The organism is Actinomycetospora sp. 2LY8.5, assembly GCF_057180585.1.
Window position 1 is genome coordinate 1 of sequence record NZ_JBXUHE010000003.1, and the last position, 25770, is coordinate 25770.

Here is a 25770-nt window from a genome sequence, read left to right on the forward strand (position 1 = left end):
GACGTGGCGTAGTGAGCCCAGTCCGTGTGGGTGGGGTGGGTGGGGTGGGTGGGGTTGGTGGGGTTGTCTGGGGTTGTCTGGTGGGCGTGCGGTGAGGGCCATGTCGAGCAGGGTGGGCACGGTGTTCCAGATGGTGGGCTGCCAGTGCGCGGCGAGGTGGTGCCAGGTGTCGGGGTCGCGGCGGTGGGGTTCTTCGACCAGGACCAGGGCGGCGCCGGTGTGCCAGGTGGCGAACAGGTCGTAGACCGAGAGGTCGAAGTCGAGGGCGGACAGGGCCAGGACGTGGTCGTGGGGGCCGCGGTGGAGGCGGGTGTTGATGTCGTGGCAGGTGTTGTGGGCGGCGTGGTGGGTGACTTCGACGCCTTTGGGGGTGCCGGTGGTGCCTGAGGTGTAGATGACGTAGGCGGCCTGGCTGGTGGGGGTGGGTGCTGGTTGGTCGAGGGCGGTGGCGAGGGCTTCGGGGGTGGTCAGGTCGGGGAGTTCGTCGAGGGTGTGGACCACTGAGGCGGTGGTGTGCATGTCGGCGGCGCGGTGGGGTGGGGCGTCGGGGGCGATGGGCACGTAGGTGGCGCCGGCGGTGAGGACTCCGGCCACGGCGATGAGTTGTTCGTGGCTGCGTGGCAGGGACACCGCGACGGTGTCGCCGGGTGTCACCGGGTGGGTGGGGTGGGTGCGTAGCCGGCCGGCCAGGGTCAGGGCGGCGTGGGCGAGTTGTTCGTAGGTGGTGATCCGGGTGTCGGTGCCGGTGCCGGTGATGATCGCCGGCGCGTCCGGGGTCCGGGTGGCCCAGTCGAACAGGCCCTCGTGGAGCAGCCGGTCGGGGATCGAGGAGTCCGCGGTGTCGTTGACCCGCGCGCGCACCGCAGCCTGATCCGCGGGCAACAACGACCCCACCGGGGCGTCCCACACCGTCTCGTCCGGGCCCGCGAGCTGCTCGACCAACCCCACATACGCCCCGAACATCGCGTCCGTCACCCCGGGGGCGAGGATGCCGTCGCGGATGTCCCAGTTGAGGTTCAGGCCGCCGTCGAGCTCGGTGATCTGGGCGTCGAACCAGACCTGCGGGTTCTGCGAGATCGTCCAGACCGGCTCGCCGAAGCTCTGGCGGACGCGGTCGGTGTAGAACTCGCCGAGGCTCAGGGCGCTCGTGAACACGACCGGGGCGAGCGCCTGCTCGCCGCGCGCCCGTGCGAGGTCGCGGACGACCTCCACCCCGGAGTAGCCGGTGTGCCCCAGCACGCACCGCGTCTCGTCCTGCACGGCGCCCGCCCGCGCGGCGAAGGTCATCTCGTCGGTCGTGTCGACGGTGACGAGGGTCGAGCCGGTGAAGTCGCCGACGAGCGTCTCGACGTCGGGGTGCACCGGTTCGCGCTCGAAGAGCGGCAGGTTGACCAGGAACCGGGGTGCGGTGCTCCACGCCGCCAGCACCTCGGCGTACGCGGCGAACAGCGCCATCGCCGGGGTGACCCCGCGCGCCTGGGCGCGTGTGGTGAGCCGGTCCCGCTGCTCCGGATCGAGCCACCGGTGCCGGCGCACGACCCGGCGGGGCTCGCGACCCGGCGCCGGGACCGGCGTGGCCAGCGGCAGCGTCGGGTGCGGCGGCAGGTCGTCGAGACGGTCGTGCCACCACGACCGGTCGCGAGCGGCGCGCTCGCCGGCCCCCGGCGCGCGGTCGGCGAGGTAGTCGGCGACGCCGTAGTGCCCCCTGGGCACGACCTCGTCCGGTGCCGCGTACGCCGCGGCGAGGTCGTCGAGCACGATCCGGACGCTGCGCGCGTCGACCGCGAGCATGTCCAGGTCGACGTGCACCCGCGTGCGATCCCCGGGCAGCAGGGACAGGGCGACGTCGATCAGCCGGCCCTGCTCGACGGGCAGCACCGCGTGCGACCCCTCCTCGCGGGTGCGATCGAGGTGCGCCTCGCGCGCGGCGGCGTCCACCTCGCGCAGGTCGTGGACGGTGAGCTCGGGGCCCGGAGCCGTGGCGAGCACCTGCTGGGTGCCGTCCTCGAGGAAGCGTGTGCGCAGGGCCGCGTGGCGCGCCACCACCGCGCGGACGGCCGCGCGCAGCCGGTCCGGGTCCACCCCGTGCCCGTCGAACTCGTTGTAGAAGTGGGCGCTGACCCCGCCGAGCGCCTGCCCGGGACGGCGCCCGAACCAGTAGGCCTGTTGCATGACCGTGAGCCCGAACGGCTCACCCCGACCACGGTGCTCGTGCTCGACCGGAGCCGCCCCCGGAGTCGCCTCGGGAGCCACGACCGGTGCTCCGGCCGCCGCGAGCCGCACCCACTCCGCGAGGGTCGGGCGCTCGAGCATCGCCGCGAACGAGACGTCCACCCCCCGCGCCCGCCATCCCGCGGCGAGCTCCATCATCGCGATCGAGTCGAGGCCCCAGCGGACGAGGTCGTCGTCGTCGCCCAGCTCGTCGAGGTCCGCGTCGAGCGCGGCCGCGACCGCGAGGCGGATCTCGGCGGGCGTCGGGGCGGTCTGGGACACAGGGGACACGGACATGCAGGGGCTTCCTCGGTCGTCGGCGGTCCGGATCCCCGGCCCGCCCGGCGGTCAGGACGGGTCGGCGGGAACGTCGGCCGGAACGACGTGGTCGGCGACGGAGCGCAACTTCTCGCAGGTCTCGGTGTACTCGCGCTCGGCGCGGGAGCCGGGGACGACGCCCGCGCCCGCGCGCAGCCAGCTGCGGCCGTCCCGCCCGAGCACGCTGCGGATGATCAGGGCGGCGTCGAGACCGCCGTCGGCATCCGCCGTGATCGCGGCGCCGCCGTAGAGCCCGCGCGGTCCGGGGTCCAACGAGGCGATGCTCGTGTAGGCCCGGGTCTTCGGGATGCCCGAGACCGTGACGGCGGGGAAGACGGCCGCGAACGCGTCCCACGCCGACGCGCCCTCGGCGAGCTGCCCGTGCACCGCCGACGCGAGGTGCTGGACGCTGCCGCGCCGCTGCACGGCCATGAAGTCCGCGACCCCCACCGAGCCCGGCGCGCAGACCGTCCGCAGCTCTTCCTGCGCCACCCGCACCGACACCGCGTGCTCGGCGATCTCCTTGGGGTCGGTCAGCAGCTCCGCCCGCAGCCGGTCGTCGTGCGCCGTGCCGTGGGCGCGGGTGCCGGCGAGGGGGCGGCTGACGACCGCGCCGCCCGGCGAGCATTCGAGCACCGTCTCGGGGCTGAAGCCGACGACGTCGTGGCCCCCGTGGCGGAGCAGGAACGAGCGCGCCGGGGTGTTGTGTCGCCGGGCGTGCTCGAGAGTGGCGACGTAGTCGACGGCGTCGGGGATCTCGACGCCGCGCGAGAGGATGATCTTCTCGAGCGCGCCCTCGGCGATGCGCCCGACCGCGGTGTCGACGTTCTTCTCGTAGGTCCGGCGGGCGGCGGCGTCCCCGTCGATCGTGACCGGGCGGGCGGTGTGGCCCGGCGGCGACGGCGCGGCGAGCACCGCGTCCCAGGCGGCGAGCAGGCGGTCGCGCTCGGTCGCGGTCACCGTGACCCCGGCGGGCGTGACCCGCACGTCGAGCGCGGGCAGGAAGAGACGCAGCAGGGGGGTGTCGGCGTCGGGCAGGAGGTCCTCGCGGCCGGCGAGCAGGTACGCCAGCTCGAAGGCCGCCCACCCGTAGGCCCGACCCCCTGCCCTGGGCGCGTGCTCGGCGACGAGCGCGGCGAGGAGGTCCAGCGGTCGGTCGCGCAGCGGCGTGGTCCGCTCCCCGCCGGCGTCCGTGACCGTCACCGACCCGGGCCGCAGGACGATCTCGGCGACAGTGCCGGAGCCGATCGCCCACTCGCCGGGCCGCTCGTAGACGGCGCAGGCGCCCGGGGCGGCGAGACGGGCGAGGTGACCGGCGACGCCGAGACCGTCGTACGCCCCGGGCAGCGCCAGCGTGACCGAGGGCTTCGTCGCGACCGCCATCCACGCTCCCGTCCGCCGGGGGACCGACGGTCCCGATGCGGCGAAGGCTGACATCGCCCGGTCGAGGTCTTCATGTCCGCGATATTCCGGACAGCGAGGAGGGATGAACCCAGGGTGAGCGACCCGGTACGGTGCTTAGGCTCGCCTAACCCGTGATGTCCTGTTTGTCGAAGTCGAGGTGGAATGCATGACCGGTGTCGCCGGGAGCGTGGAGACCCCCGCGCAGGCGCAGCAGGACCCGGAGCCGCCCGCTCCGGACGCCGCACCGGACACGAAGGCCGAGCAGCGGGCCGGTCGCGCGGCGCTGGCCGAGCTGACGGCCTCCGCCCGGACGCCCACGCGGATCGCGATGGTCATCCAGGCGATCTCCGCACTCGCCGCCCTCGGGCCCTACGTCGCGCTCGGGCAGCTGGCCACGGTGCTCACCGCGCCGGGCCCGCTCGACGTCGGCGGGGTCTGGGCCGCGGTCCTCGTCGTGCTCGTCACCCTCGGGATCCGCGGGCTGGGCTCGGGTCTCGCGATCACGATCACGCACTTCGCCGACGTCCGAGTCCAGGCCGAGCTGCGGCTGCGGATCGTCGACCACCTCGGCCGTCTCCCGCTCGGCTGGTTCACCGCCGCCGGGTCCGGGCAGGTGCACAAGGCCGTGCAGAACGACGTGCACGACCTGCACCACCGGGTGGCGCACGGCGCGATCGAGGAGGTCGACGCGGCGGTGCTGCCGGTCGCGGGCCTCGCCTACCTGTTCTGGCTCGACTGGCGGCTCGGACTGCTGGCGATGGCCACGCTCCCGATCTACATGGCCACCTACGGCTGGATGATGCGCGGGATGACCGAGCGCATGGCGGCCATGAACGAGCTGTACGGCCGTCTGGGCGCGGCGATGGTCGAGTTCGTCGGCGGTATCGCGGTGGTCAAGACGTTCGGTCAGGCCCGCCGCGCCCACGAGCGGTTCGCCCGGGTCGCCGACGAGTTCGGCGACAGCTACGCGGGCTGGGTCCGGCCGATGCTGCGGGTCGAGTCGCTGAGCTCGATGGCGATCAGCGCGCCGGTGATCGCGCTGACGACGGTGGCCGGCGGGACGTGGTTCGTCGCCGCGGGCTGGGTGACGCCGGCCGAGGCGCTGGTCACCGTCCTCGTCGCCATGGTCGTGCCGACCGTCGTGCTGACGCTCGGGTACGGCATGCAGAGCCGCATGCAGGCGACGGCGGCCGCCCGGCGTATCGCGACGCTGCTGGCGACGCCGCCGCTGCCGGCGCCGAGTACGCCGCAGGTCCCCGGGGGCGCCGACGTGGAGTTCGAGAAGGTGTCGTTCTCCTACGGTTCCGACGACAGCGTGACCACGCTGCGGGACGTCGACCTGACGCTGCCCGCGGGCACCGTGACCGCGCTCGTCGGGCCGTCCGGGGCCGGGAAGTCGACGCTCGCCACCCTCGTGCCGCGGTTCCACGACGTCGCGGCGGGTGCGGTGCGCGTCGGCGGCGTCGACGTACGCGACGTCGCCGCCGACGAGCTCTACCGCCACGTCGGCTTCGTGCTCCAGGACGTCGGGCTGCTGCGCGGCACCGTCGCCCACAACCTGCGGCTCGGCGCGCCGGACGCCACCGACGAGCAGGTCGAGGCGGCCGCCCGGGCCGCGCGCATCCACGATCGCGTCCTCGAGCTGCCCCGCGGCTACGACTCGGTGATCGGCGAGGACGCGGTGCTCTCCGGTGGCGAGGCCCAGCGCGTGTCGATCGCCCGGGCCCTGCTCGCCGATACACCGGTGCTCGTCCTCGACGAGGCCACGGCGTTCGCCGACCCGGAGGCCGAGGCCGCCATCCAGGACGCGTTGAGCGAGCTGGCGCACGGCCGGACCCTGCTCGTGATCGCGCACCGCTTGCCGAGCATCGCCGACGCCGACCAGATCGTCGTCCTCGACGGCGGCCGGGTCGTCGAGCGCGGCCGACACCACGACCTCGTGGCGGCGGGCGGGCTCTACTCGCGGATGTGGAGCGCGCACGCCGCGGCCGAGGCCGCCGGCACCACGACGGAGGAGCGCTCGTGATCTCCCTGCTCTCGACCATCCTCGGTCCGTCGCACACGCCGGCGCTGCGACGCTTTCTGGCGTGGCTGGTGCTCTACGGGGTGCTGCAAGGGCTCTCTCTGGCCCTGCTCGTCCCGACCCTCTCGGCGTTGCTGGTCGGCGACACCGCCACGGCGGCGGGATGGCTCCCGATCATGCTGGCCGCCGTCGTCGCGACCTGCGTCGTCCACTACCTGCAGTCCATGTCGGGCTTCGCGGTCGCGCTGACGATCCTGCGCACGCTGCACCACCGCCTCGGCGACCACATCGTCACGCTGCCGCTGGGCTGGTTCAGCTCGGAGCGCATCGGTCGTCTCACCCGCAGCGCCACCACCGGCACCACGACCGTCGGCGGGGTCTGCGCGCACCTGCTCGCGCCGCTGGTCACCGGCGTCGTCACCCCGGCGACGATCGCGGTGGTCATGCTGTTCCTCGACTGGCGCCTCGGGCTGGTCGCGGTGGTCGCGACGCCGGTGATCGCGCTCGCGTTCACCGCCAGTGCCCGCCTGATCGCCCGCACCGACCAGGCGGTTGACCAGGCCGGTGTCGTCGCCGGCAGCCGGGCCGTCGAGTTCGCCCGCCGCCAGCCGGTGCTGCGCGCGTTCGGCCGCGGCGCGGAGGGATACCGGCCCTTCTCGGACGCGATCGCCGAGCAGCGGGCCGCCGGGAGACGGTCGGTGTGGGCCAGCGTCCCGGGCTCGATCATGAGCGGTATGGCCGTGCAGATGACCCTGTCGGCGATCATCGTCGTCGGCGCGGGGCTGGCTGTGGCCGGGTCGGTGCAGGCCGCGGTGCTCGTCGCGATCATCGCGCTCGGGGCCCGGTTCGTCGGGCCGCTGGCCGACGTCGGCCTGCTCGCCGGGGCGTTGCGGATGGCCCGCAACGACCTCGCGCGCGTGGTGAGCATCCTCGACGAGCGCCCGCTGCCCGCGCCCGCCCGGCCGGTGGCGGTGGAGGAGCCGGGGGCGATCGAGTTCCGCGACGTCCGCTTCGGCTACACCCCCGAACGGACCGTGCTCGACGGCGTCTCGTTCCGCGTCGCGCCGCGGACCATGGTGGCGCTGGTCGGGCCGTCGGGCTCCGGCAAGACGACGATCACCACGCTGATCGCCCGGTTCGCCGACGTCGCGGACGGGGCGGTGCTGGTCGGCGGGGTCGACGTCCGAGAGCTCGACGACGCCGACCTGCGCGGTCAGCTCTCGATGGTCTTCCAGGACGTCTACCTCTTCGACGACACCCTCGAGGCCAACGTGCGCATGGGTCGCCCCGACGCCGCCGACGCCGACGTCGCCGAGGCGGCCCGCCTCGCCGGTCTCGACGAGGTCGTCGCGCGGCTGCCCGACGGCTGGGCGAGCGCCGTGGGGGAGGGCGGCGTCGCACTCTCGGGCGGTGAGCGCCAGCGAGTGTCGATCGCGCGGGCGATCCTCAAGGAGGCACCGATCGTCATGCTCGACGAGGCCACGGCCGCGCTCGACCCCGAGAACGCGGCGGTGGTGACCCGCTCGATGCGCGCCCTCATGGCCCGGCGCACCCTCGTCGTCATCGCCCACCAGCTGCCGACGGTCGTCGCCGCCGACTGGATCCTCGTGCTCGGCGACGACGGCACGATCGCCGAGCAGGGGCGCCACGAGGACCTTCTCGCGCAGGGTGGTCGCTACACCGCGTTCTGGAAGGAGCGTCGTCGCGCACGCGGATGGCGGATCGGCGCGTGAATCGTGCCTACGGCACCCCGACCACCTGGGCATCCGAGGCGCTGCGCGTCGGTCGGGAGGTTCGGCGGCGGCTCGGCGGCGGTCCGGACTGTGCCGGCTGGTCGGGGCGTGGTCGAACCTCACGAGCCGGCGAGTGGCTCCGTGTGGCACCGCACCACGGCGTACCTCAGCCGGGTGCCTCGCGCTGCGTGCTGCGATCCCCCGGGGCGTCGGTGGCCGCGGTGGGGAAGCGCTCGGAGCGGTTGCCGCGCTGGGTGGCGAGGGCGCGTCGCGCTTCGTCGAGCTGGTTCTCGAGGACCACGATGCGGCACGCCGCCTCGAGGGCGGTGCCGTCGTCGAGGAGATCACGGACTCGGGCGGCGAGCCGGAGCTCGTGGCGGGTGTAGCGGCGATGGCCACCCCGGGAGCGTTGGGGATCGAGGAGTTTCGCCTCGTCCAGGCTGCGCAGGAAGCCGGGTGTCGCTCCGATCATCTCGGCGGCCCGACCCATCGAGTAGGCGGGGTAGTGCTCGTCGTCGAACCGCTGGGTCACCTCCTCGGACTCCCGAGCCATATCACCTCTCACGAACGAAGGGCCCCGGTGCACGTGGCACCGGGGCCCTGGGGGTTGGGTTCACACACTGTCAGCCGGCACGAGGGCCGGCCTGGCCCCGCAGGAACCGACGAGCGGCTGCCGCGGGTGTCGGCAAAGATCGATAACTGAAGATCACCATCCGTTCCGACGAGCCGGGATGTCCGAGCGGTGGGCTCGAACGCCTGACTGTGAGCGCTCCCTCCTTCCCTCGGTCCTGTCGTGACGTGCTGGTCGTGCTTCACGGGCAGGTGCGCGATCTCCCGTGCCTCTTCGATCTTCTCTTCGCTGGAACGACCCGGAAGGTACACCCGGCAACGTGGCAATGTCTAGCGCGCCGGGAGGAGATTTTCTGAGCCCTCGTCGAGCGCACCGCGCGCGTCCCCGTCGTCGTCCTCGACGGTTGTCCGGGTCGGACCAGGCGTGTCGGCCGGGGATCATCCCGTTCGTCGCCACTCGTCTGCTCCTCGACGGTGAAGAGCTCAGCAGCAGCGAGCGGGCCCGGGCGCGCGAGCTGACCTCCGGGGCCACCCCGACCCTTTCGACGTCGCGGTGGTGCGGGGAGATGTAGGTGCCCCAGCAGACGTGCGTTACGCCGAGATCGTCGGGGTGGAGCGGGTCATCGCCGGCACCGACTGCCGGTCGTCGCGGTGTTGATGGCCTCCACGTGCCCGGCGATCGCGCGGCGGAAGTCCTCGATCGAGGCGTCGGCGTACTGGGCGTGGCGGCCCGTCGCGAGGTCCGGGCAGTCGATCTGCAGGAGGAACCCGGCGTCCACGATCGCCTCGTACTCGGTGCGCATGGCATCGGCGAGCGCGTCGAGGTAGACCTCATGGGAGCCGTAGTGCCGATCCGCGAGGTAGATCGCGATGACGCCGGGCGAGGCGGCGTTGACGACGATCTCCTCCGGCGCGGCGGACCCGGCGATGTCGACCGCGGCGCGCAGGTCGGCGAGTTCCGCGGTGAGCTCGGGGTAGTCCTCGAGATCGGCCAGGGTGAGCGTGCCGGCCTCGCCGTCGAAGCTGGACAGCCGTTCCTTGACGTAGGTCGCGTAGCCGATCTTGCCCTGCTCGCCGTCCGCGTTCCGGACTGCGGCCGAGCTCCTTGGACGTGCCGAGCACGTCCTCGTCGTCGGCGTGGGCACTTCGGCGCCCCTCGCGCTGGACGCGGCCTACCGGCTGCGTGGGATCGGGCTGCTCGCCGAGGCTCCCGCCGACGCCCACGTGCAGCACGTGAGCGCCCGGCTGCTGCGCCCCGGTGCGGTGTGTCTCGCGATCAGTCACACCGGACAGACCCGCGAGACCCTCGCCGCCACTGCCGCGGCGCGGGAGGCCGGGGTCGCCACCGTGGCCGTCACCGGCTTCTTCCGGTCGCCGCTGACCGAGCTCTGCGACCAAGCTCTCGTCGCCGGCTCCCCCGAGACCCGCCATCAGATCGAGGCCCGGGCCAGCCGCCTGGTCCACAGCGCAGTGCTCGACGCCCTGGCCGCCGCCGTCGCCGCGTCCCACCCCGACCGCACCCGCACCGCCGGGGACCACGCCGCCCACGTCGTACCCGATCACCGTCTGTGACTGCCACGAGGTGCGGTAGGAGTCGGGACAGGGGCGGCACGACCGGCGCGCCGCGGTGGCCCGCGTGAAGGGCTGTGACGTTCCGGCGTCGTCTGTCGTGACCCGGCACGAGATGTCATTGGTTCCGAAGAGGCTCGAGGTGCGAGGTCGCTATCGATCGACCGCGCATCGCGAGCAGGGTCGCGAGGGTGATCAGGGAACAGAGGATCGTGTAGTACGCGGCGGCCAGAGGATCACCGGTGGCGGAGACCAGTCCTGTGATGATGAAGGGCGCGGTGCCACCGAAGATCGCTACGGACAGCGCGTAAGCCAGCGAGACTCCGGTCACTCGACTCCGCGTGGGGAATCGCTCGGAGAGCAGGGCCGGTAGAGGGCCGCCGACGAGGCCGATCAGCACCCCCGCGATCACCAGCGCCGCCAGCGCGAGCGTGAAGCCGCTTCCCAGCATCAGAAACAGCGGGTAGGACAACAACACGGTGGCGATCGTGCCGACGAGCATGACGGGTGCCCGTCCCACGCGATCGGACCACGCGCCCGCGAACGGCACGACGAGCGCCGCGACCGAGCCGTTGATCAATGTCAGTACGTACGACTGAGCCAGTGGCATCTGCAGCGTCTTCGACAGGTAGGTCGGCATCAGCACCATGAACGTGTAGCCCGTGCAGGAGTAGACGACCACGACGCCGACGGTCGGGAGCACCTGGCGGACCAGGACACCGGCCGTCGGCGACGAGCTCTCAGCGGTCAGGCCCAGGTCGTCGTGCCCGCTCGCGGTGGCGACGAATGACGGAGTCTCGTCCACGCGAAGCCGCATGTAGAGCGCCACCAGACCGAGCGGGGCCGCCACCAGGAACCCGATCCGCCATCCCCACGACACCAACGCGCCCTGGTCGAACACCGCGATCAGGAGCGTCGCCATGCCGGCTCCCGCCACGAACCCGGCGACCGTCGTGAAGAACGACCACGATCCGTAGATTCCGCGCTTCCGTGGTGGGGCGTACTCGGCCATCAGCGAGACCGCGCCGCCGAACTCGCCGCCCGCTGCGAGCCCCTGAACCACTCGCAGCGCGGTGAGCAGCAGGGGAGCCCAGACCCCGATCTGCGCGTGCGTGGGCAGGAGGCCGATCAGCGCCGTTGCGGCCGACATCGTCACGATGATCAGCACGAGCACCGGCCGCCGACCGCGGCGGTCGGCCAAGCGCCCGAAGAGCCCGGCGCCGACGGGCCGGAGGAAGAAGGCCAGGGCGAACAAGGAGAACGTGGCCAGGAGGCCTGCCACGTCGTCCTGGGTGGGGAAGAACAGCACCGCGATGATCGGGGCCATGTAGCCGTAGAGGGCATACTCGTACCACTCGACGAGGTTGCCGAGCGACCCCGCGACCAGTGCGCGGCGAGACGCCCGGACGTCGATCACGCGTCCACCCTCGTTCGGCGCATGCCGTGGAGGAGCACCTGCTGCACCGGACGAGCTCGCGGCGGACGTCTCAGCCACGTCGCCCCCTTCGTCGACGCTCATGGGGAGGAATTCCTCTCTCGTTCGCGGAAGCGCACGAAGGGGGCCGAGGGCGGGCTCAGTCGAGCTCGCGCAGGCGGTAGGTCTCGGCAGGTCCCGCAGGGGTGATGACCAGGACCGGATCGGTGGTCGCCAGGGCGCGCTCGACCGCCAGCGCACCGGTGGTGGCCGGCTGCTCGAACGTCACGCTCTCTCGATGGGTGACGAGTGCCGAGGCGGAGGAACGTGCGGCCGCCCGGTGGGCGAGCAGCGTGGTCAGGGTGCGCTCGCCGGTGACGTCGGTGACGTCGGTGACGTCGGTGACCACGGAACTCCCTCACGTCCGCCGGCTACTTGACGAGGAAGCCCGCGTCGACGGGGAGCTGCACCCCGGTCACATACCGAGCCGCGTCGGATGCCAACCAGACGACGGCGTTGCTGATGTCGACGGGGTCGACGGCGTCGACCGGAAGCGAGTTGAGCACGAGCTTGGCGAACCCCGCGTTCTCGGCCATGTACTTCTCGACCACCGCGTTCTCGACCATCGGTGTGTGCACTCCGGTGGGGTGCACCGTGTTCACGCGGATGCTGTGCGGCGCGAGGTCGACGGCCAGGTTGCGCATCAGCCCGACCACGCCGTGCTTGGCCGCCGTGTAGGCGTTCATCGCCAGGCTGTCGTTCGCGGCGGATTTCGACGCGGCGGTGGACGCGGTGAGCACGATGGCGCCGCCCCGCCCGGCCTCGACCATCGTGGGAGCAGCTGCCTCGACGGTGTTCCAGACGCCGGTGAGGTTGACGTCGACCGTGTCCTGCCAGAACCGGCGCCTCGCGGCGGGGTCCGTCGGCTCGTCGAGCGTCAACGCGTACACGCCCGCGTTCGCGCAGACGATATCGAGCCGTCCCAGTTCCTCCACGGCGCTCTCGACGGTCCCGCGCAGGGCGACCCCGTCGCGGACGTCGGCGACGCTCGCCACGATTCGTCGGTCAAGCTTCTCCACGAGCCGGACGGTGTCGTCCAGGTCGTCCCTGGTCGCCATCGGGATTTCAACCGTCGGGATCTGCTCGCAGATGTCGACGGCGATGATGTCGGCGCCTTCCTGGGCGAGTCGTACCGCGTGGCTGCGGCCCTGGCCCCGCGCGGCACCCGTGACGAACGCGACCTTCCCGTCCATTGCTCCCATGGTTCCTCCTTGATCGTGGGCGAGCTCTGCGCCGCTCGGACCCCGGCGCGTCCTGGCGGGCGAGAAGGGGACAACGACTGTCAGGTGGCGACCAGCGGCCCGTGACCGGCGAGCTCCCCGCCGTCGATCACGATTTCGGTTCCGCTGATGAAGGAGGACTCGTCGCTGGCGAGATAGACCACCAGGGACGAAACCTCGTCGGGATCAGCCTTACGCTTCATCGGGTTGAAGCCGCTGACGTCGAGGCCCTCGTTCATCGGGGTCGCGATGGTCCCGGGGCAGATGGCGTTGGCCCTGACCCCTCGGTCGGCGAGCTCGAGGGCCACGGACTTGGTCAGACCGCGAACGCCGAACTTCGAGGCCGTGTAGCCGTGCAGCTCGGAGATGCCCTCGATGCCCTGGGTCGAGGAGACATTGACGATCGACGACGGGGCGGCCTCGACGAGCGCACCGACCGCACTCTTGATGCCGAGGAACTGTCCGGTCAGGTTGATCGAGAGAATGCGGTTCCAGTCGTCGGCGGTGTAGTCGAACAGGCTGCCGACGGTGCAGATCCCGGCGTTGTTGACCAGAACGTCGAGCTTGCCGAACGTGGTGACGGCCAGTTCGACGGCGCGCGCCCAGTCCGCCTCACGGGTCACGTCCAGCTCGGCGAACCGGGCCGCGTCCCCGAGCTCGTCGGTGAGCGCGCGGCCTTCGTCTCCGAGCACATCCCCGGCGACGACACAGCCACCCTCGCGAACGACGGCTCGCGCGTGGGATGCGCCCATCCCTCGCGCGCCCCCGCTGATCAGCGCGACCTTGCCCTCGAGTCGTGTCATGGACGGTCTCCCTGGTGCTCGTCGGCCGGTCGGACGAGCGTGATCGCGGCGGACGGGCACAGCTCGGCAGCACGGCGGACTGCGGCCGCATCGGCGTCGCTAACGATGTCTTCGAGATGCGTCATCTCGCCGTTGTCGTCGACGTCGAAGACCGCGGGTGCGTAGTAGGTGCACTGCAGCGTGAAGACGCAGCGGTCCCGGTCCACGGCCACCTTCGCGACGGACTCGTGTTCCATGGTCACGCTCCGGGTGTCAGGTCCAGGAGGAGCTTGCGCGGAGCGCGGGTGAACACGCCTTCCTCGACCGGCACGAACCCATCCTGAAGGCGGATGTCCGAGGTACGGTCGAGCAGCACGTTGATCCCGACATCGACCTCCTGCTTCGCCAGCAGAGACCCGACGCAGAAGTGGCGACCGTGCACGAAGGCCAGTTGCTTGGAGGCCCCGGAGAACTCCCGGGAGGCGTCGACCTCGGGGCGGTGGATGTCGAACTCGTCGGGCCGGGCGAAGACTTCGGGATCGCGGTTGGCCGACGCGATCAGGCAGATCACGGTGCTGCCTTCGGGAATGGTGCCGCCGGCGATCTCGACGTCCGCGGCGACCTGCCGCATCACCATGTGCAGCGGCGGCGCCGTCCGCAGGGTCTCGGCCAGCGCCGCGGGTATCAGCGATCGGTCGCGCCGGACATCGGCGAGCTGGTCGGGGTGCTCGACCAGTTTCGTCACGAGGCTCGTCAGGACCTTGTCCGTGGTCTCCCCACCGGCGGTGAGGAGGAGGCTCGCGAACGACTTGATCTCCTCGTCGGACATCTGCACGCCGTCGACCTCGGCGGTGCACAGCGTCGAGAGCAGGTCGTCGCCGGGCTCTCGTCGCCGCGCGGCGATGACCGGCATCATGTAGTCGGCCATGGCGTCGCGCGCTCGGAGGCCCGCCTTCGCCACCGCCTCGTCGCCGGTCAGGTTGCCGAGGAAATCGATGATCGCGGTGTACCAGCCGCGAAAGGTCTCGAGGTCCTCGACCGGAAGGCCCATCATGTCGGCAGTGACATTGATCGGATACAGTCGGGCGAACTCGGCGGAGTACTCGCAGCTCCCGCGAGCCACGAAGTCCTCGACCAGACGGACCGCATTACTCTCGATGATCGAGGTCAGGCGACCCGTGATCGCCTTCGGTCGGAACGAGGGTGCAACGATCGCTCGCTTGGTGGCGTGCTCACGGCCGTCCATTTGCACGATGGTCCGTCCGTGCACCGGTTCGAGTTGCCATTCGTAGTTCCGGTTGGTGAACACCGGATCCTTGAACGCCCGGGCCACGTCCACGTAGCGGCTCAGCACATAGGCCTGGAGCTGTTCGTCGTGATACAGCGGCGCATCTTGGCGCATGAGGCTGTACGAGTGGTACGGATCCTGCTCGAACTCGGGGGTGAGGATACCGGGGATGTGGCAGGGCAGGGTCGGCATGATGCGCACCTTCTTGGGGGTCATGGGTCACCGACACGGGGCACGGGCCGTGGTCGACCCGTGCCCGGTCGACGAGTTCAGGCCGAGGCGCTCATGCCGACGCGGACACGCTGAACGGCAGCTGGATCTTCGGGGCGACCTCCTGGGCAATGAGGCGGAGAGACTGGAACCACGGCGACGGGTCGTCCATGTAGTCGTGGGTCTCGACCTGGAGCACGCCCCACCCTCCGGTGAACTCGTAGAGCTTGTTCAGCTTCTCGATCACCGTCTCGGGGGACCCGACGACCCAGACGTTGTCGCAGATCCATTCGAGGTCGACGTCGGAGGCCTTGCCTCCCACGTCGTTGATGAAGCCCTCGAGCAGGCCGAAGCGCTCCCAGATCGGCCAGAGGTAGCGCTCGAACGCGTACCCGAGCCCACCCTCCATCGCCAGCTTCTTCGCCTCCTTGTCGGTGTCGGCGACGAAGACCGACTGGGAGACGTGGTACTTCGAGCGATCGGGGGCGTGGCCGTTCTCCAGGGCGGCCTTCTCGTACGTGTTCCAGTGCGTCTTGAGGATCGAGGAGCCGGAGTAGATGGAGACCGGCATGAAACCGCGCTCACCGGCGAACCGGATCGAGGGGGAGTTGACTGACAGACCAGTCACCGCGATGTCGAGCTTGCCGCCCCAGGGGCTGTAGTCGGCCAGCTTGTGGTCGTCGTGGCCCAGGCCGTCGTCGATCTCCTCGGGGTAGCCGGCGTTCCAGAACTCGCCCTCGTAGAAGAAGGGCTCCCGCTTCCAGATTCTCTCCATGATCTCGAGGGACTCGCGGACCCGCCGCGGGTTGTCCTTGAGCTTGGCTTCGGTGATGCCGTGCAGATAGGACGCCTGGGGATAGGCTCCCGCGCCGATGCCCATGAAGTAGCGGCCTTCGAGGATCTGTGAGAGCCACCCCACCTGGATCGCCAGGTCGGCCGGGTGATGGTGGGGAAGCAGGTGGGCCATGGGAGCGAACTTGATGCGCTCGGTCTGCGGGGCCGCCGCGGCGATGACAAGCTCGGGGGTCGGAATGCACTCCCACTTCTGGGTGGCGTGCTCGGCGACCATGAACTCGGTGAAGCCGGCCTTGTCGGCCTCGCGTGCGTTCGCCAAGGCCCAGTCAAAGGTCTCGCGTGAGCTCCGCTCCGGGCGCATGTAGGGGATGTGGATGAGTCCGGACTCCATCGGTTTCTCTCCTCGTGACGGACGTCGTCGTGCTGGGACAGAGGTCAGGAACTGAAGAACGTTTCTTTGGCGTGCTCGGTGTCGAGGTACTCGTGGACCTCGCAGATGCGGCCATCAGCAGCCACGCGGAACCGAAAATGGCATTGCGGCTGGTAGATCCTGCCGTCCTTGAGCTCGGCATAGGAGTCGGCCTCGACCGCGACCAGGTCGTCCTCGGCGACCATGGAGGTCGGGGTGATCCGCAGCGGTGAGACATAGACGTCGGCGACCCCGCCGATCAGCTTGAGGAATGCCTCCTTCCCGTACGCCCCCGACATCCCGTCCAGTCGTCCCGACACCCACCACCGCATGTCGTCGGTCAGGGCGGCGACCGTCTTCTCGGGGTCGCCCTGCGAGAAGATGTCCAGGAAGCGGGCGACGACGGCCTTGTTCTCATCGGTGCTGGGCATGAGCGACTCTCTTCGATGGGTGTGTCATGACAATGTGCCGGTCTCGTCCTTGGTCGAGAACCGTGGGGCGACCTCTTCGGCGAATCGGATCAGTTCTTCGTTCTGGCGGCCGGGTTCGAGGTGGCCTTGGCCGAACATGAGGAAACATTCGTTGAACCCGAGCCGGTCGTATGCCTGCTCGATCTGGCGCGAGATGTCGTCCGGAGTGCCGATGAGGACGTTCGGGAACTGCTGACCATGGGGGATGAACCACTTGTCCCAGAACCAGCGGTGTTCGGCCTCGAGCTCTTGAGCCTCCTCTTTCGAGTTGGTGAGGATGAGGAAGCCGCCCCATGCCCCGACGTCCTCGCGCGCCACGTCGCGGCCGGCCTTCCTGGCGGTCTCGGTGTAGCGGTTCCACAGCGCTTCGCAGAAGTCGAGGTCGTTGGCGAAGACGACCTGCTTGCCGCCTTCACGGGCCCACATGTCCACGGTGCGCATGGAGTAGGCGAAGGCGCCGTACAGCTTGGGGTGTGGGGAGGTGTAGGGGCGCGGAGCGATCCCGATCTCGCGGACGATGCCGTTCTCGTCCTGGCCGGCGCCGAACTCGGCGTAGCCCGGATGGCCGGCCGATCCTCCCTCGGGGGGATATTCCCAGTACTTGCCCTTGAAGGAGAACATGGAGTTCTCCCACGCCTTCTTCACGATCGAGACGGACTCTTCGAAGATCTCGCGGTTGATCGCATCCTGCTCGTTCTTGGCCTTCGCGTGCTGCACGTTGGTGGCGCCGACCCCGCGGATCGAGGCGTAGGCGTCCACCCAGCGGGCGTGGTAGCCGCGGGTGAAGCCGACGATGAGCCGGCCCCGCAGCATGTGGTCGAGGGTGGCGATCTCCTCCGCCACTCGCACCGGGTTGTGGGTGGGCAGCACGTAGCCGAGCAGCCCGGCCTTGAGACGCTTGGCGTGCAGTCCGACGTACGCCCCGAGCATCCCGGGGTGGTTGGTGATCTCGAAACCCTCGATCTGCAGGTGGTGCTCGGGGGAGCAGTAGGCGTCGTAACCGAGTTCGTCGGCGAGCTGGATGTAGCCCTTCATCTCCTCGAGGAAGCGCTGGTAGAGGTCGGAGCGCTGGCCGGCCATGCCGGCCTCGATCTCGGCACGGCGCCCGATCACGCCGGTCTGCATCAAGCTGAACTTCAACGGAGGGCACTCCTCGTGTCTCTGACGGTCCGGAAGGGGAGCCGGGGATCAGGCGACGGCGCTGTCGGCAGCCGGTCGTGTCCGGCGCGTCGGCTCCATCGCCGCGTCGAGGGAGTAGGCGGTGTCGACGGGGTTGTGCAGGTGGTCGACGGAGGTGACCCCGAGGTCCCTGAGCACCGCGGCGACGACCGCCGGATCGGCCGTCGAGCAGGCTGAGGCCGGGGCGGGGCCGATCGAGAAGCAGTCGGGGACGGGCCCCTCGTGGTGCCGTGTCGCGGCGAGGGCCTGTGCGACCGGAGGGCGGGCGACGGAGCGCACGTACACCACGACACCGCGCCCGGCGGCGGCGACGGCGGCGAGCGACCGGTCGAGGCGACCTGCGCAGTCACAGCTGCGGGCGCGGAAGATGTCGCCGAGCACGCATTCGGCGTGAACGTGGACCGGCGCGTGGGGTCCCCGGGGGTCGCCCACCACGAACGCGACGTGCTCGGCGTCGTCGAGGTGCCCGCGGAAGCCGATCAGGCGCCCGCTCCCCGAGTCCGTGGGCAGCTGCACGCTCGCGAGCCGCTCGACGGTGGTCTCGGTGGCACGCCGGTACCCCACGAGATCGTTGACGCCGATCATGGCCAGGCCGTGCTCGGCGGCGAAGTCGACCAGCTCCGCGCGCCGTGCCATCCGGCCCGGCTCGCGGGTGCTCACGATCTCGCAGAGCACACCCGCCGGGCGCAGCCCGGCCAAGCGGGTCAGGTCCACCGCGGCCTCGGTGCGACCGCGACGTTCCAGAACGCCGCCGGCCCGGGCCCCGAGCGGCACCACGTGGCCCGGCCGAGTGAGGTCCCCCGGCCCCGTGGAGGGCTCGGCGAGCAGCCGGGCGGTGCGCGCCCGGTCACGGGCCGAGATGCCGGTCCCGATCCCGTGGGCGGCATCGACGCTGACTCGGTAGGCGGCGCGGGAGTCCCCGGCGCCGTGGTGGGCGTGGGGCAAGGCCAGACGAGCGCAGTCGCCGACGGGCAACGCCACGCTCACGTAGCCGCTGGTGTGTCGCACGACGAAGGCCATCGTCGCCGCCGTGATCCACTCCGCGGCCACGATCAGGTCGCCCCCGGCCTCCCCACCCTCCCCGTCGACGACCACGACCGGTCGACCGGCCGTGAGCTCGACGAGGGCCTGTTCGATGGTCTCCATCCCTAGACCACCGCCAGCTGACGGAACCGACTGGCATGGAAGACCAGCGGAGCGCCGTCCGGGCTCGCAGCCAGGGCGTGGATGCGCAGCAGCACGATCGCGTGGTCCCCGGCGGGCACCTCGTCGTGGATCGAGCAGTCCAGCCACGCCACCGCGCCGTGCACCAGGAGCGCTCCTCCTGGGGTCCCGCTGAGCTCCAGCTCCGCGAAGCGATCGCCGCCCTTGGCGGCCAGCCGCGCCGCCGCTTCGTGCTGCGTCTCGCCGAGCACGCTGACCCCTAGTCGCGGCAAGGAGCGCAGGTGTGGCCAGGTTGTCGAGCTGTTCTGGACGCACACCGACACGAGCGGCGGGTCCACCGAGACCGAGGTGAACGAGCTCGCCGCGATGCCGATCGGGTTGCCGTGCTCGTCCGCGCAGAGCGAGGTCACTCCGCTCGGGAAGCAGCCGTAGGCACGGCGCAGCTGCACCGGATCGCCGGTGACTGACTCCAGCTCGAGCATGCGGCCCCTCTCCTTCGAGAACTGCCCGCCGTCGGCGCGAGCCCGGGTCGTCGACCGCAGGCGGCGTCGGTGTGAGCGGAGCCACGAAGCTATCTACACCAGTGTAAACTGTCAACGCCCTTGTAAACGACTGTCCGCGCTCGTCGACCCGGGTCAGTCCCCAGGGAGTGGATCATTGACCGTTTACACACATGTAGATAGCTTCCGGTGATAGCTCCCAGGGAGGTGGCGCGGGCCACTCCTCCCGCACGAACAGGAGGGACCGCCACATGACGACGACCACCCAGAAGTCCACCGAGCGGCTCGTGGCCGAGCTGGTCGAGATCGAGCAGGTGCACCGGCTGCTGTTCGACTACGCGTTCCACCTCGACATGAACCACCCCGACGAGATCGCGAAACTGTTCACCGAGGACTGCTACGTCGCGTACGGCCCGGATTTCGGCGCCGAAGGACGGGCGGCCTACCGCGAGACGCTCTCGGGCATCGGCAGCTTCTTCGCCGCTACGAGCCATCATGTGTCCAACATCGTCGTGGACCTCGGCCCCGACCTGGACACCGCGACGGTCCGCTCGGCGCTGTACGCATGGCACCGATACACCCGGGACCGCCCTGACGGGCACTTCTTCGGCCAGTACCACGACGAGCTGGTCAAGACCGCCGACGGCTGGCGCTTCGCCCGTCGTGAGCTGCGTGCAGCGGGTGTCGTGGACTTCCATGTCAAGCAGCAGCTTCCGATCGGCCGCGCGTGACGACCGTCGGGTCGGTCACCGCGACCCATGAACCCGACCCCGCGTCGGCGGACTACCACGACATCCGCATCGAGCACGCCGGACCGATCTCCTGGATCGTGCTGGCCCGCCCGGACAAGGCGAACGCGTTGTCGGGCGCGATGCTCGACGAGTTCTCGGATGCCCTCGACCGGCTCGCGCGCATCGGCGGGGCCGTGATCGGCATCCGCGGCGAGGGTCGTGGCTTCTGCGCCGGTTACGACATCGACCAGGTCGGTACTCCGAAGGCCGCTGACCCGGTCGCCGACCGCGATCGGCTGGCGCGCAACGTCGACCGCTACCTGGCGATCTGGGACCACCCCAAGCCGGTCATCGCCGCGGTGCACGGGTACTGCCTCGCCGGTGCCACACAGCTGTGCGTGTTCTGCGACCTGACCGTCGTCGCCCATGACGCCCACATCGGCGAACCAGCCCTTCCTCTCGGCGGTGGATACATCGCCCCGCTCTGGGCCCCCCTCGTCGGGCCGAAGCGCGCCAAGGAACTGGCCTTCCTCCCGGCCAACGCCATCGACGGAACGACGGCCGTCGAATGGGGTTGGGCCAACCGTGCCGTCCCTGCCGAGCAGGTGATCAGCACCGTCGAGGACCTCGCAGCGCGGATGGCCCGCATCCCCGGCGACGTCCTGCGGATCAAGAAGCTCTCGATCAACCGGACGATGGACGCCATGGGTGTGCGTACCGCGGCGGCACAGGTCCCCGAGATGGACGCCCTGCTGCACCTGTCGCCATCGGTCCTGCAACTGCGCGAGTGGATCGGCGAGGTCGGTCTCAAGGACGCCATCGCCGAGTTCCGGAAACCGACAGGAGGAGATGAATGAGCGCCGGCATCGAGTTCGTCAAGGACGGTCATGTCGCCCGCGTGACCCTGGACAATCCCACGGCGCTCAACGCCATCGATCCCGCCATGGACGAGGCGCTCGCCGCCGCCTGGGTCGACATCGACACCGACCCCGACATCTGGGTCGCGATCCTCTCGGCAACGGCCGGCAAGGCCTTCTGCGCCGGCGCGGACGTCTCAGGAGGCACCGCCCGCGACGGTCGCATGGCACTCGGGGGCGGCCTGACCGGTGTCGGTGGTCCGCAGTATCACCTGCGCACCCCGCTCATCGCCGCGGTCCACGGCTACGTCGTCGGAGGCGGTTTCGAGCTGGCGATGTGCGCTGACATCATCGTCGCCGCCGCCGACACCCAGTTCTTCATCCCCGAGGTCAAGGCCGGCATCGTCGGGGAGTCGGGCATCATCCATCGTGCGGTGCGCCACCTGCCCCATCACATCGCCATGGCGATGATCCTGACCGGGGAGCGACTGCCCGCCACGAAGGCCGAACAGTACGGTCTGGTCAACGAGGTCGTCGACCTCGGTGGGCTGGCCGAGGCCGCCGAGCGGTGGGCCGCGAAGATCACCGCCGGTGCCCCGCTGGCCGTTCAGGCGGCCAAGGACGCCGCCCGGCGAGGCCTCGGCATGTCGCTCGAGCAGGCCCTGACCACCCGCTACGAGCTCATCGAGGCCTACGCCGGAACCAAGGACCAGCTCGAAGGTCTGGCCGCGTTCGCCGAGAAGCGTCGACCGATCTGGACCGGTCGATAGCTCGACCGCGTGGTCTCCAGGCGGCATGCTCCACGTGTCGCTCACGGCGAAGGGCGGCGACCCGACGTCTCGGTACCCGACCCGCAGGAGGTGTCCCCGCGCGGGGAAGGGCTGTCGGCGGCTCAGGTCGGGTGACGGAAGCCGTCGAAGAAGATCGCCGCGAAGGTGTCGATGGTCTGGGCCGACGAGTACCTCCGGTCTCCGGGTTTGAACCAGCGATGCGTCCAGTTGATCATTCCGAACAACGTCTTCACGACGAGCGGTACGACCAGATCGCTACGGAACTCCCCATGTCGAATTCCCTCGGTGATGACCCCGGTGACCACCGACTCGAAACGCCTGGTCTTCCGGACCATCTCTTTGGCCCATGGCGTGGCCTGGAAGGCGACCTTGCCCATGTCTTCCTGGATGTAGACATAGACGTAGGGATAGTTCTCCTCGTACGACGTGATCTGCAGTTCGATCAACTTCCGCAACTTCTCGTGCGCGGAGAGGTCGAGTGCGGCGATGCGGGTGGCCGCGGCAAGATTCTCGTCGAGGACCTTGCTTGCGGTGGCCTGGAACACCTCCTGAAACAGCTCGTCCTTGCCCGCGAAATAGTAGTAGATCGCCGCTCGGTCCGTGCCGAAACGGGCAGCGATGTCGTTCAGCGTCGCGGCCTCGAAGCCTTTCTCCTTGAAGACGTCACCCGCAATCTGGAGGAGCTCACTGCGTTTTGCCTGGTAATGAGCGCTGCCTTCGACCTGCGCGTTACGTCGGCGCCTGGACAGGCCGCTGCCCGAGTTCGCCGGCGGTTGACGGTCGGGCGATGCCATGTCAGAAGACACTACCACCCGATTTGCCGGGAATAGATGTCGGCCGAGCGGTGCGGGCCCGACAAAAGGGTCGAATGCGCACTGGCCCCGTTCCGGCTGCGAGATGAGAGGCAGGAGCACCCGATGAGCATCGATCCCCGACCCGAGGGCCGCTTCACCACCGAGGTCACCACCATCGCCGACCTGCTCGTGCGGTCGGCGCGAGAGCACCCGCACCGCGACGCCCTGGTGTTCCCCACGGCCCGGTACCGCTACGACGAGCTCGACCGACGCGCACGTCACGTCGCCCGAGGGCTCTTCGCCCTGGGTGTACGTCCCGGCGATCGCGTGGGGCTGCTCGTCGCGAACTCCGTCGAGTACGTCGAGGCGTTCTTCGGTGTCGCCTACCTCGGTGCGGTCGTCGTGCCTCTGCACGCCCGCCACAAGGCGGCGGAGTTGGGCTACATCATCGAGAACGGTGATCTCACAGCTGTGATCACCACGGCCCACCGCGACGAGTACGTCGACTTCACCGACATCCTGCGGCGAGGCGTGCCCTCCCTCGCCGAGGCGCCCGACCCTGCGCGCCTCCACCCGAGGGAGGCGCCCCGCCTGCGATCCGTCGTCCTGCTCGCCGGCACCGGGCGGGCCGGCTGTCTGGATCGCGAACGCTTCGACGATCTCGCCGACACCGTCGAGCCCGACCTCGTCGAGCAGCTGCGCAGCCGGGTCCGGGTCCGTGACGTCGGGGCGATGCTCTACACCTCGGGTACCACCGCACATCCGAAGGGCTGCATGCTCTCCCACGAGGCCATGACCCGGGGCGCCGTGGAACGAGCCCGATACCGGCTCGGTCGCGGAGGCCACGACGTCACCTGGACGCCGGGTCCGCTGTTCCACATCGGCGCCCTCGCCCCGTTCCTCGGCGCCGTCGGCGCCGGAAGCACGGTCATCACCGACCACCACTACGACCCGGGGCGGGCTCTGACGCTGCTGGCGGCCGAACGGGCCACGGTGGCCTTTCCCTGGTTCCCGGCGATGATGCAGCCGTTGCTCGACCACCCCGAGTGGAACCCGGACGCCCTGTCCTCGCTGCGCTCGATGTTCCTCATCGGGCCGAGCGTGCTCCTCGAGCGGGTGCAGCAGGAACTGCCCGCGTGTGAGCTCGTCGCGGCCTGCGGGATGACCGAGACCGCCGGCATCTACGCGATCAGCGACCGGGCCGACTCCACGGACCTCCGCGCCACAGCCCAGGGACGGCCCTGCCCCGGCATCGAGCTCCGCATCATCGACGTCGACACCGGCGAGGACCTCGGTCCGGGCCGCACCGGGGAGATACTCGTGCGCGGCTACAACGTCATGGAGGGCTACCACAAGGCACCCGAGCTGACCCGACAGGCGATCGACGCCGACGGCTGGCTGCACACCGGCGATCTCTACAGCCTCACCCCGGAGAGGCAGGTCGCCTTCCACGGGCGGCTCAAGGACATGCTCAAGGTCGGTGGTGAGAACGTCGCGGCCGTGGAGATCGAGTCGTTCCTGGCCCGCCACCCCGCGGTCGTGACTGTCGAGGTCGTCGGACGTCCGGACCCCCGCCTCGACGAGGTGCCGGTCGCCTTCGTCGAGCTCCGGGACGGGCACACGGTGACCGAGGCCGAACTGATCGAGTTCTGCACCGGTCAGATCGCCCGCTACAAGATCCCCCGCGCGGTGCACTTCGTGGCACGCAACGACTGGCCGATGTCGGCAACGAAGATCAACAAGCGCGAGCTGCGCGCTCGGCTGGCCGCGCTCCCTCCGGAGATGCCAGCACGATGACCCATACGCAGGACGACGCCGACCTCGCCTCCGTCGCCGTGGCCGACGCCCACGAGGAAGCGCGTCGGCTCCTCGTGGGAGTACCGGAAGGGGACGACCTCGACGACGTCGCCGCCGCGCTGATCCGTGTGGCCGTCCACGCCTCGGTGACCGCGCTCGACCCCTCCGGCATCGACACCGGCATCCGAGGGGCGCTCGACGCCGGGGCGAGTGCGGCCCAGGTCCACGAGACGCTCGTCCTGGTCTCCGGGCTCGGGGTCCACACCCTCATGGAGGGCTCCCACCGCGTCGTGCAGGCCCTGCGCGAACGAGGCGAGGCCGTCGACGGGCCGCTCAGCGAGGAACAGGAGGCACTGCGCGCACGCCTCCGCGGCGGCGATGGCTTCTGGGACGACTTCGAGGGAGAGGTCCCCGACTTCCTCGACTCGCTGCTCCGCCTCTCGCCCGAAGCCTACGAAGCGTTCTTCGCCTACTGCGTGCTGCCGTGGCGGTCCGGCGCGGTCCGGGGACGAGTCAAGGAACTCGTGTCGATGGCGACCGACGCGACGCCGACGCACCGGTACCTGCCCGGGATGCGCCTCCACCTGGCCAACGCCGTCCGGCTCGGCGCCGGGCGGCGGGCGGTCATGCATGCGCTCGACATCGCGGCGCACGCACCGACCCATCCCGGCATCTCGTCGCGCCGGGGCTGAGCCCGCTCCCAGCGGCCGACGGACAGACCACGCCGACCCGGACCTTGGCACAGCTTGCACTACAGCTATACGGCACGTTCGAGGTGAATTGCTCCACCAGGTGACGTAGCGCCCCCGACCGGCACAAAGTGACCCTTGACACTTCACGTCGGGACTGCGACTGTGCACTGACAGTACAAGACCTGGGGTGCCGGGCCCGTCGGGGTGTCATTGAGCCGCGCGGATTTCGCACGGCTCGAACCCTTCGTGACCGTCCGCGCCGGAGTGCGAGGAGCCACGTCGTGACGGATGTCCATGACGCGATACTCAGCGCGGGAGGCGGAGCCGCTCCTCGGCGCTCGGAGGGCGTCCGGGGACGGCGCTCGCTCGACGGCCTTCGTCGAAGCCTCGTTCCACGGCGTCCGAGCCACGAACGAGTGCGCGTCGGCGAAGGTCGACGCCGCCCGCCCTCCGTGCCGTCTCGCTGTGTGCTGCGCGCGGTCGAGGAGGCGGACGTGCCCGGGAGCCTGAGGCGGCGAGTTCGCTCCAGGGCGCCCGTGATCGCGGCCGGCCGTCGCGAGTTGGCCGACCGCGACATCGGGAGCGATTCCGGCGTCGCAGGCCTGGCCTGACGAGGGCTCGCGTACCGACTGGTCGACACCGCGCCTGCGATCGGGTTCGAGTGTTTCGCCGGCTCACGATCTCGACCGGACGTGGATGATCGACGATGAGCGCCGCGCGGCTGCAGCCGCGCGCTGAGGAGAGTGGACTCGGACGGGGTGGGATCCGCGATCTCGGCGCCCATCGTTC

The 25770-nt window shown here is 70.4% G+C and carries 24 protein-coding genes; 8 read left to right on the top strand and 16 right to left on the bottom strand.

Annotated elements, in window-relative coordinates:
- Together AC2A1K_RS04375 and AC2A1K_RS04380 are read right to left on the bottom strand one after the other, a co-directional pair.
- A partial coding sequence (locus AC2A1K_RS04375; RefSeq protein WP_483895105.1) for an AMP-binding protein occupies nucleotides 1-2508 on the bottom strand: 2508 nt, incomplete at its 3' end.
- A gap of 51 nt (nucleotides 2509-2559) precedes the next feature.
- The gene (locus AC2A1K_RS04380) at nucleotides 2560-3912 is read right to left on the bottom strand and encodes a salicylate synthase (RefSeq protein ID WP_483895106.1); all 1353 of its coding nucleotides are present in this window, start codon (nucleotides 3910-3912) and stop codon (nucleotides 2560-2562) included.
- A gap of 187 nt (nucleotides 3913-4099) precedes the next feature.
- Here AC2A1K_RS04380 and AC2A1K_RS04385 point away from each other — a divergent pair, with 187 nt between their 5' ends.
- Nucleotides 4100-5959 carry an ABC transporter ATP-binding protein gene (locus AC2A1K_RS04385; RefSeq protein ID WP_483895107.1) on the top strand — a complete coding sequence of 620 codons (1860 nt, stop codon included), beginning with the start codon at nucleotides 4100-4102 and terminating at the stop codon, nucleotides 5957-5959.
- Nucleotides 5956-7689 (top strand): ABC transporter ATP-binding protein, encoded by a 1734-nt coding sequence (locus tag AC2A1K_RS04390; RefSeq protein ID WP_483895108.1) that lies wholly within the window; start codon nucleotides 5956-5958, stop codon nucleotides 7687-7689. Before AC2A1K_RS04385 ends, AC2A1K_RS04390 begins: the two co-directional genes overlap by 4 nt.
- Before the next feature lie 166 nt (nucleotides 7690-7855).
- Here AC2A1K_RS04390 and AC2A1K_RS04395 read toward each other — a convergent pair whose 3' ends face one another.
- Both AC2A1K_RS04395 and AC2A1K_RS04400 read right to left on the bottom strand, forming a co-directional pair.
- Nucleotides 7856-8242 carry a MerR family transcriptional regulator gene (locus AC2A1K_RS04395; RefSeq protein ID WP_483895109.1) on the bottom strand — a complete coding sequence of 129 codons (387 nt, stop codon included), beginning with the start codon at nucleotides 8240-8242 and terminating at the stop codon, nucleotides 7856-7858.
- 637 nt (nucleotides 8243-8879) lie between these two features.
- Nucleotides 8880-9404, bottom strand: a complete 525-nt coding sequence (locus AC2A1K_RS04400; RefSeq protein ID WP_483895110.1) for a uroporphyrinogen decarboxylase/cobalamine-independent methonine synthase family protein — start codon at nucleotides 9402-9404, stop codon at nucleotides 8880-8882.
- On the opposite strand from AC2A1K_RS04400, the gene AC2A1K_RS04405 reads away from it, so the two are divergent.
- Complete coding sequence (locus tag AC2A1K_RS04405) at nucleotides 9397-9831, top strand: SIS domain-containing protein (protein WP_483895111.1); 435 nt, start codon at nucleotides 9397-9399, stop codon at nucleotides 9829-9831. The genes AC2A1K_RS04400 and AC2A1K_RS04405 overlap by 8 nt on opposite strands.
- Nucleotides 9832-9946: 115 nt before the next feature.
- Here AC2A1K_RS04405 and AC2A1K_RS04410 read toward each other — a convergent pair whose 3' ends face one another.
- From AC2A1K_RS04410 to AC2A1K_RS04460, 11 genes are all read right to left on the bottom strand, one after another.
- The gene (locus tag AC2A1K_RS04410) at nucleotides 9947-11245 is read right to left on the bottom strand and encodes an MFS transporter (RefSeq protein WP_483895112.1); all 1299 of its coding nucleotides are present in this window, start codon (nucleotides 11243-11245) and stop codon (nucleotides 9947-9949) included.
- A 157-nt stretch (nucleotides 11246-11402) separates the two neighbouring features.
- On the bottom strand, nucleotides 11403-11651 hold the full coding sequence (locus AC2A1K_RS04415; RefSeq protein ID WP_483895113.1) for a hypothetical protein: 249 nt from the start codon (nucleotides 11649-11651) through the stop codon (nucleotides 11403-11405).
- A 22-nt stretch (nucleotides 11652-11673) separates the two neighbouring features.
- Complete coding sequence (locus AC2A1K_RS04420) at nucleotides 11674-12504, bottom strand: mycofactocin-coupled SDR family oxidoreductase (protein WP_483895114.1); 831 nt, start codon at nucleotides 12502-12504, stop codon at nucleotides 11674-11676.
- An 80-nt stretch (nucleotides 12505-12584) separates the two neighbouring features.
- Complete coding sequence (locus tag AC2A1K_RS04425) at nucleotides 12585-13325, bottom strand: SDR family oxidoreductase (RefSeq protein ID WP_483895471.1); 741 nt, start codon at nucleotides 13323-13325, stop codon at nucleotides 12585-12587.
- On the bottom strand, nucleotides 13322-13531 hold the full coding sequence (locus tag AC2A1K_RS04430; RefSeq protein WP_483895115.1) for a ferredoxin: 210 nt from the start codon (nucleotides 13529-13531) through the stop codon (nucleotides 13322-13324). Before AC2A1K_RS04430 ends, AC2A1K_RS04425 begins: the two co-directional genes overlap by 4 nt.
- Nucleotides 13532-13563: 32 nt before the next feature.
- Nucleotides 13564-14808, bottom strand: a complete 1245-nt coding sequence (locus tag AC2A1K_RS04435; protein WP_483895116.1) for a cytochrome P450 — start codon at nucleotides 14806-14808, stop codon at nucleotides 13564-13566.
- A gap of 67 nt (nucleotides 14809-14875) precedes the next feature.
- Complete coding sequence (locus AC2A1K_RS04440) at nucleotides 14876-15988, bottom strand: LLM class flavin-dependent oxidoreductase (protein WP_483895117.1); 1113 nt, start codon at nucleotides 15986-15988, stop codon at nucleotides 14876-14878.
- A 44-nt stretch (nucleotides 15989-16032) separates the two neighbouring features.
- Nucleotides 16033-16437, bottom strand: coding sequence for a nuclear transport factor 2 family protein (locus AC2A1K_RS04445; RefSeq protein ID WP_483895118.1), 405 nt, complete (start codon nucleotides 16435-16437; stop codon nucleotides 16033-16035).
- 24 nt (nucleotides 16438-16461) lie between these two features.
- A complete protein-coding gene (locus AC2A1K_RS04450) occupies nucleotides 16462-17616 on the bottom strand; it encodes an LLM class flavin-dependent oxidoreductase (RefSeq protein WP_483895119.1) in 1155 nt (384 codons plus the stop codon).
- A gap of 48 nt (nucleotides 17617-17664) precedes the next feature.
- Nucleotides 17665-18801 carry a 3,4-dihydroxy-2-butanone-4-phosphate synthase gene (gene ribB / locus AC2A1K_RS04455; RefSeq protein WP_483895120.1) on the bottom strand — a complete coding sequence of 379 codons (1137 nt, stop codon included), beginning with the start codon at nucleotides 18799-18801 and terminating at the stop codon, nucleotides 17665-17667.
- Nucleotides 18802-18803: 2 nt separating this feature from the next.
- Nucleotides 18804-19301, bottom strand: coding sequence for a flavin reductase family protein (locus AC2A1K_RS04460; protein ID WP_483895121.1), 498 nt, complete (start codon nucleotides 19299-19301; stop codon nucleotides 18804-18806).
- Nucleotides 19302-19570: 269 nt separating this feature from the next.
- Here AC2A1K_RS04460 and AC2A1K_RS04465 point away from each other — a divergent pair, with 269 nt between their 5' ends.
- From AC2A1K_RS04465 to AC2A1K_RS04475, 3 genes are read left to right on the top strand one after another with little or no spacing between them, the layout of a single operon-like run.
- Nucleotides 19571-20050 carry a nuclear transport factor 2 family protein gene (locus AC2A1K_RS04465; RefSeq protein ID WP_483895122.1) on the top strand — a complete coding sequence of 160 codons (480 nt, stop codon included), beginning with the start codon at nucleotides 19571-19573 and terminating at the stop codon, nucleotides 20048-20050.
- Entirely contained in the window at nucleotides 20047-20907 is an 861-nt protein-coding gene (locus AC2A1K_RS04470) for an enoyl-CoA hydratase-related protein (RefSeq protein ID WP_483895123.1), read from the top strand. Before AC2A1K_RS04465 ends, AC2A1K_RS04470 begins: the two co-directional genes overlap by 4 nt.
- Nucleotides 20904-21677, top strand: a complete 774-nt coding sequence (locus tag AC2A1K_RS04475) for an enoyl-CoA hydratase-related protein (RefSeq protein ID WP_483895124.1) — start codon at nucleotides 20904-20906, stop codon at nucleotides 21675-21677. The genes AC2A1K_RS04470 and AC2A1K_RS04475 overlap by 4 nt, the downstream gene beginning before the upstream one ends.
- A gap of 122 nt (nucleotides 21678-21799) precedes the next feature.
- On the opposite strand, the gene AC2A1K_RS04480 is transcribed toward AC2A1K_RS04475, so the two are convergent.
- Nucleotides 21800-22492: a TetR/AcrR family transcriptional regulator gene (locus AC2A1K_RS04480; protein WP_483895125.1), complete on the bottom strand. Its 693-nt coding sequence runs from the start codon at nucleotides 22490-22492 to the stop codon at nucleotides 21800-21802.
- Nucleotides 22493-22615: 123 nt separating this feature from the next.
- Between AC2A1K_RS04480 and AC2A1K_RS04485 the strand changes: the two genes are divergently transcribed.
- Together AC2A1K_RS04485 and AC2A1K_RS04490 are read left to right on the top strand one after the other, a co-directional pair.
- Nucleotides 22616-24289 carry a class I adenylate-forming enzyme family protein gene (locus tag AC2A1K_RS04485; protein ID WP_483895126.1) on the top strand — a complete coding sequence of 558 codons (1674 nt, stop codon included), beginning with the start codon at nucleotides 22616-22618 and terminating at the stop codon, nucleotides 24287-24289.
- On the top strand, nucleotides 24286-24981 hold the full coding sequence (locus AC2A1K_RS04490) for a carboxymuconolactone decarboxylase family protein (protein WP_483895127.1): 696 nt from the start codon (nucleotides 24286-24288) through the stop codon (nucleotides 24979-24981). Before AC2A1K_RS04485 ends, AC2A1K_RS04490 begins: the two co-directional genes overlap by 4 nt.
- Nucleotides 24982-25770: the final 789 nt, after the last annotated feature.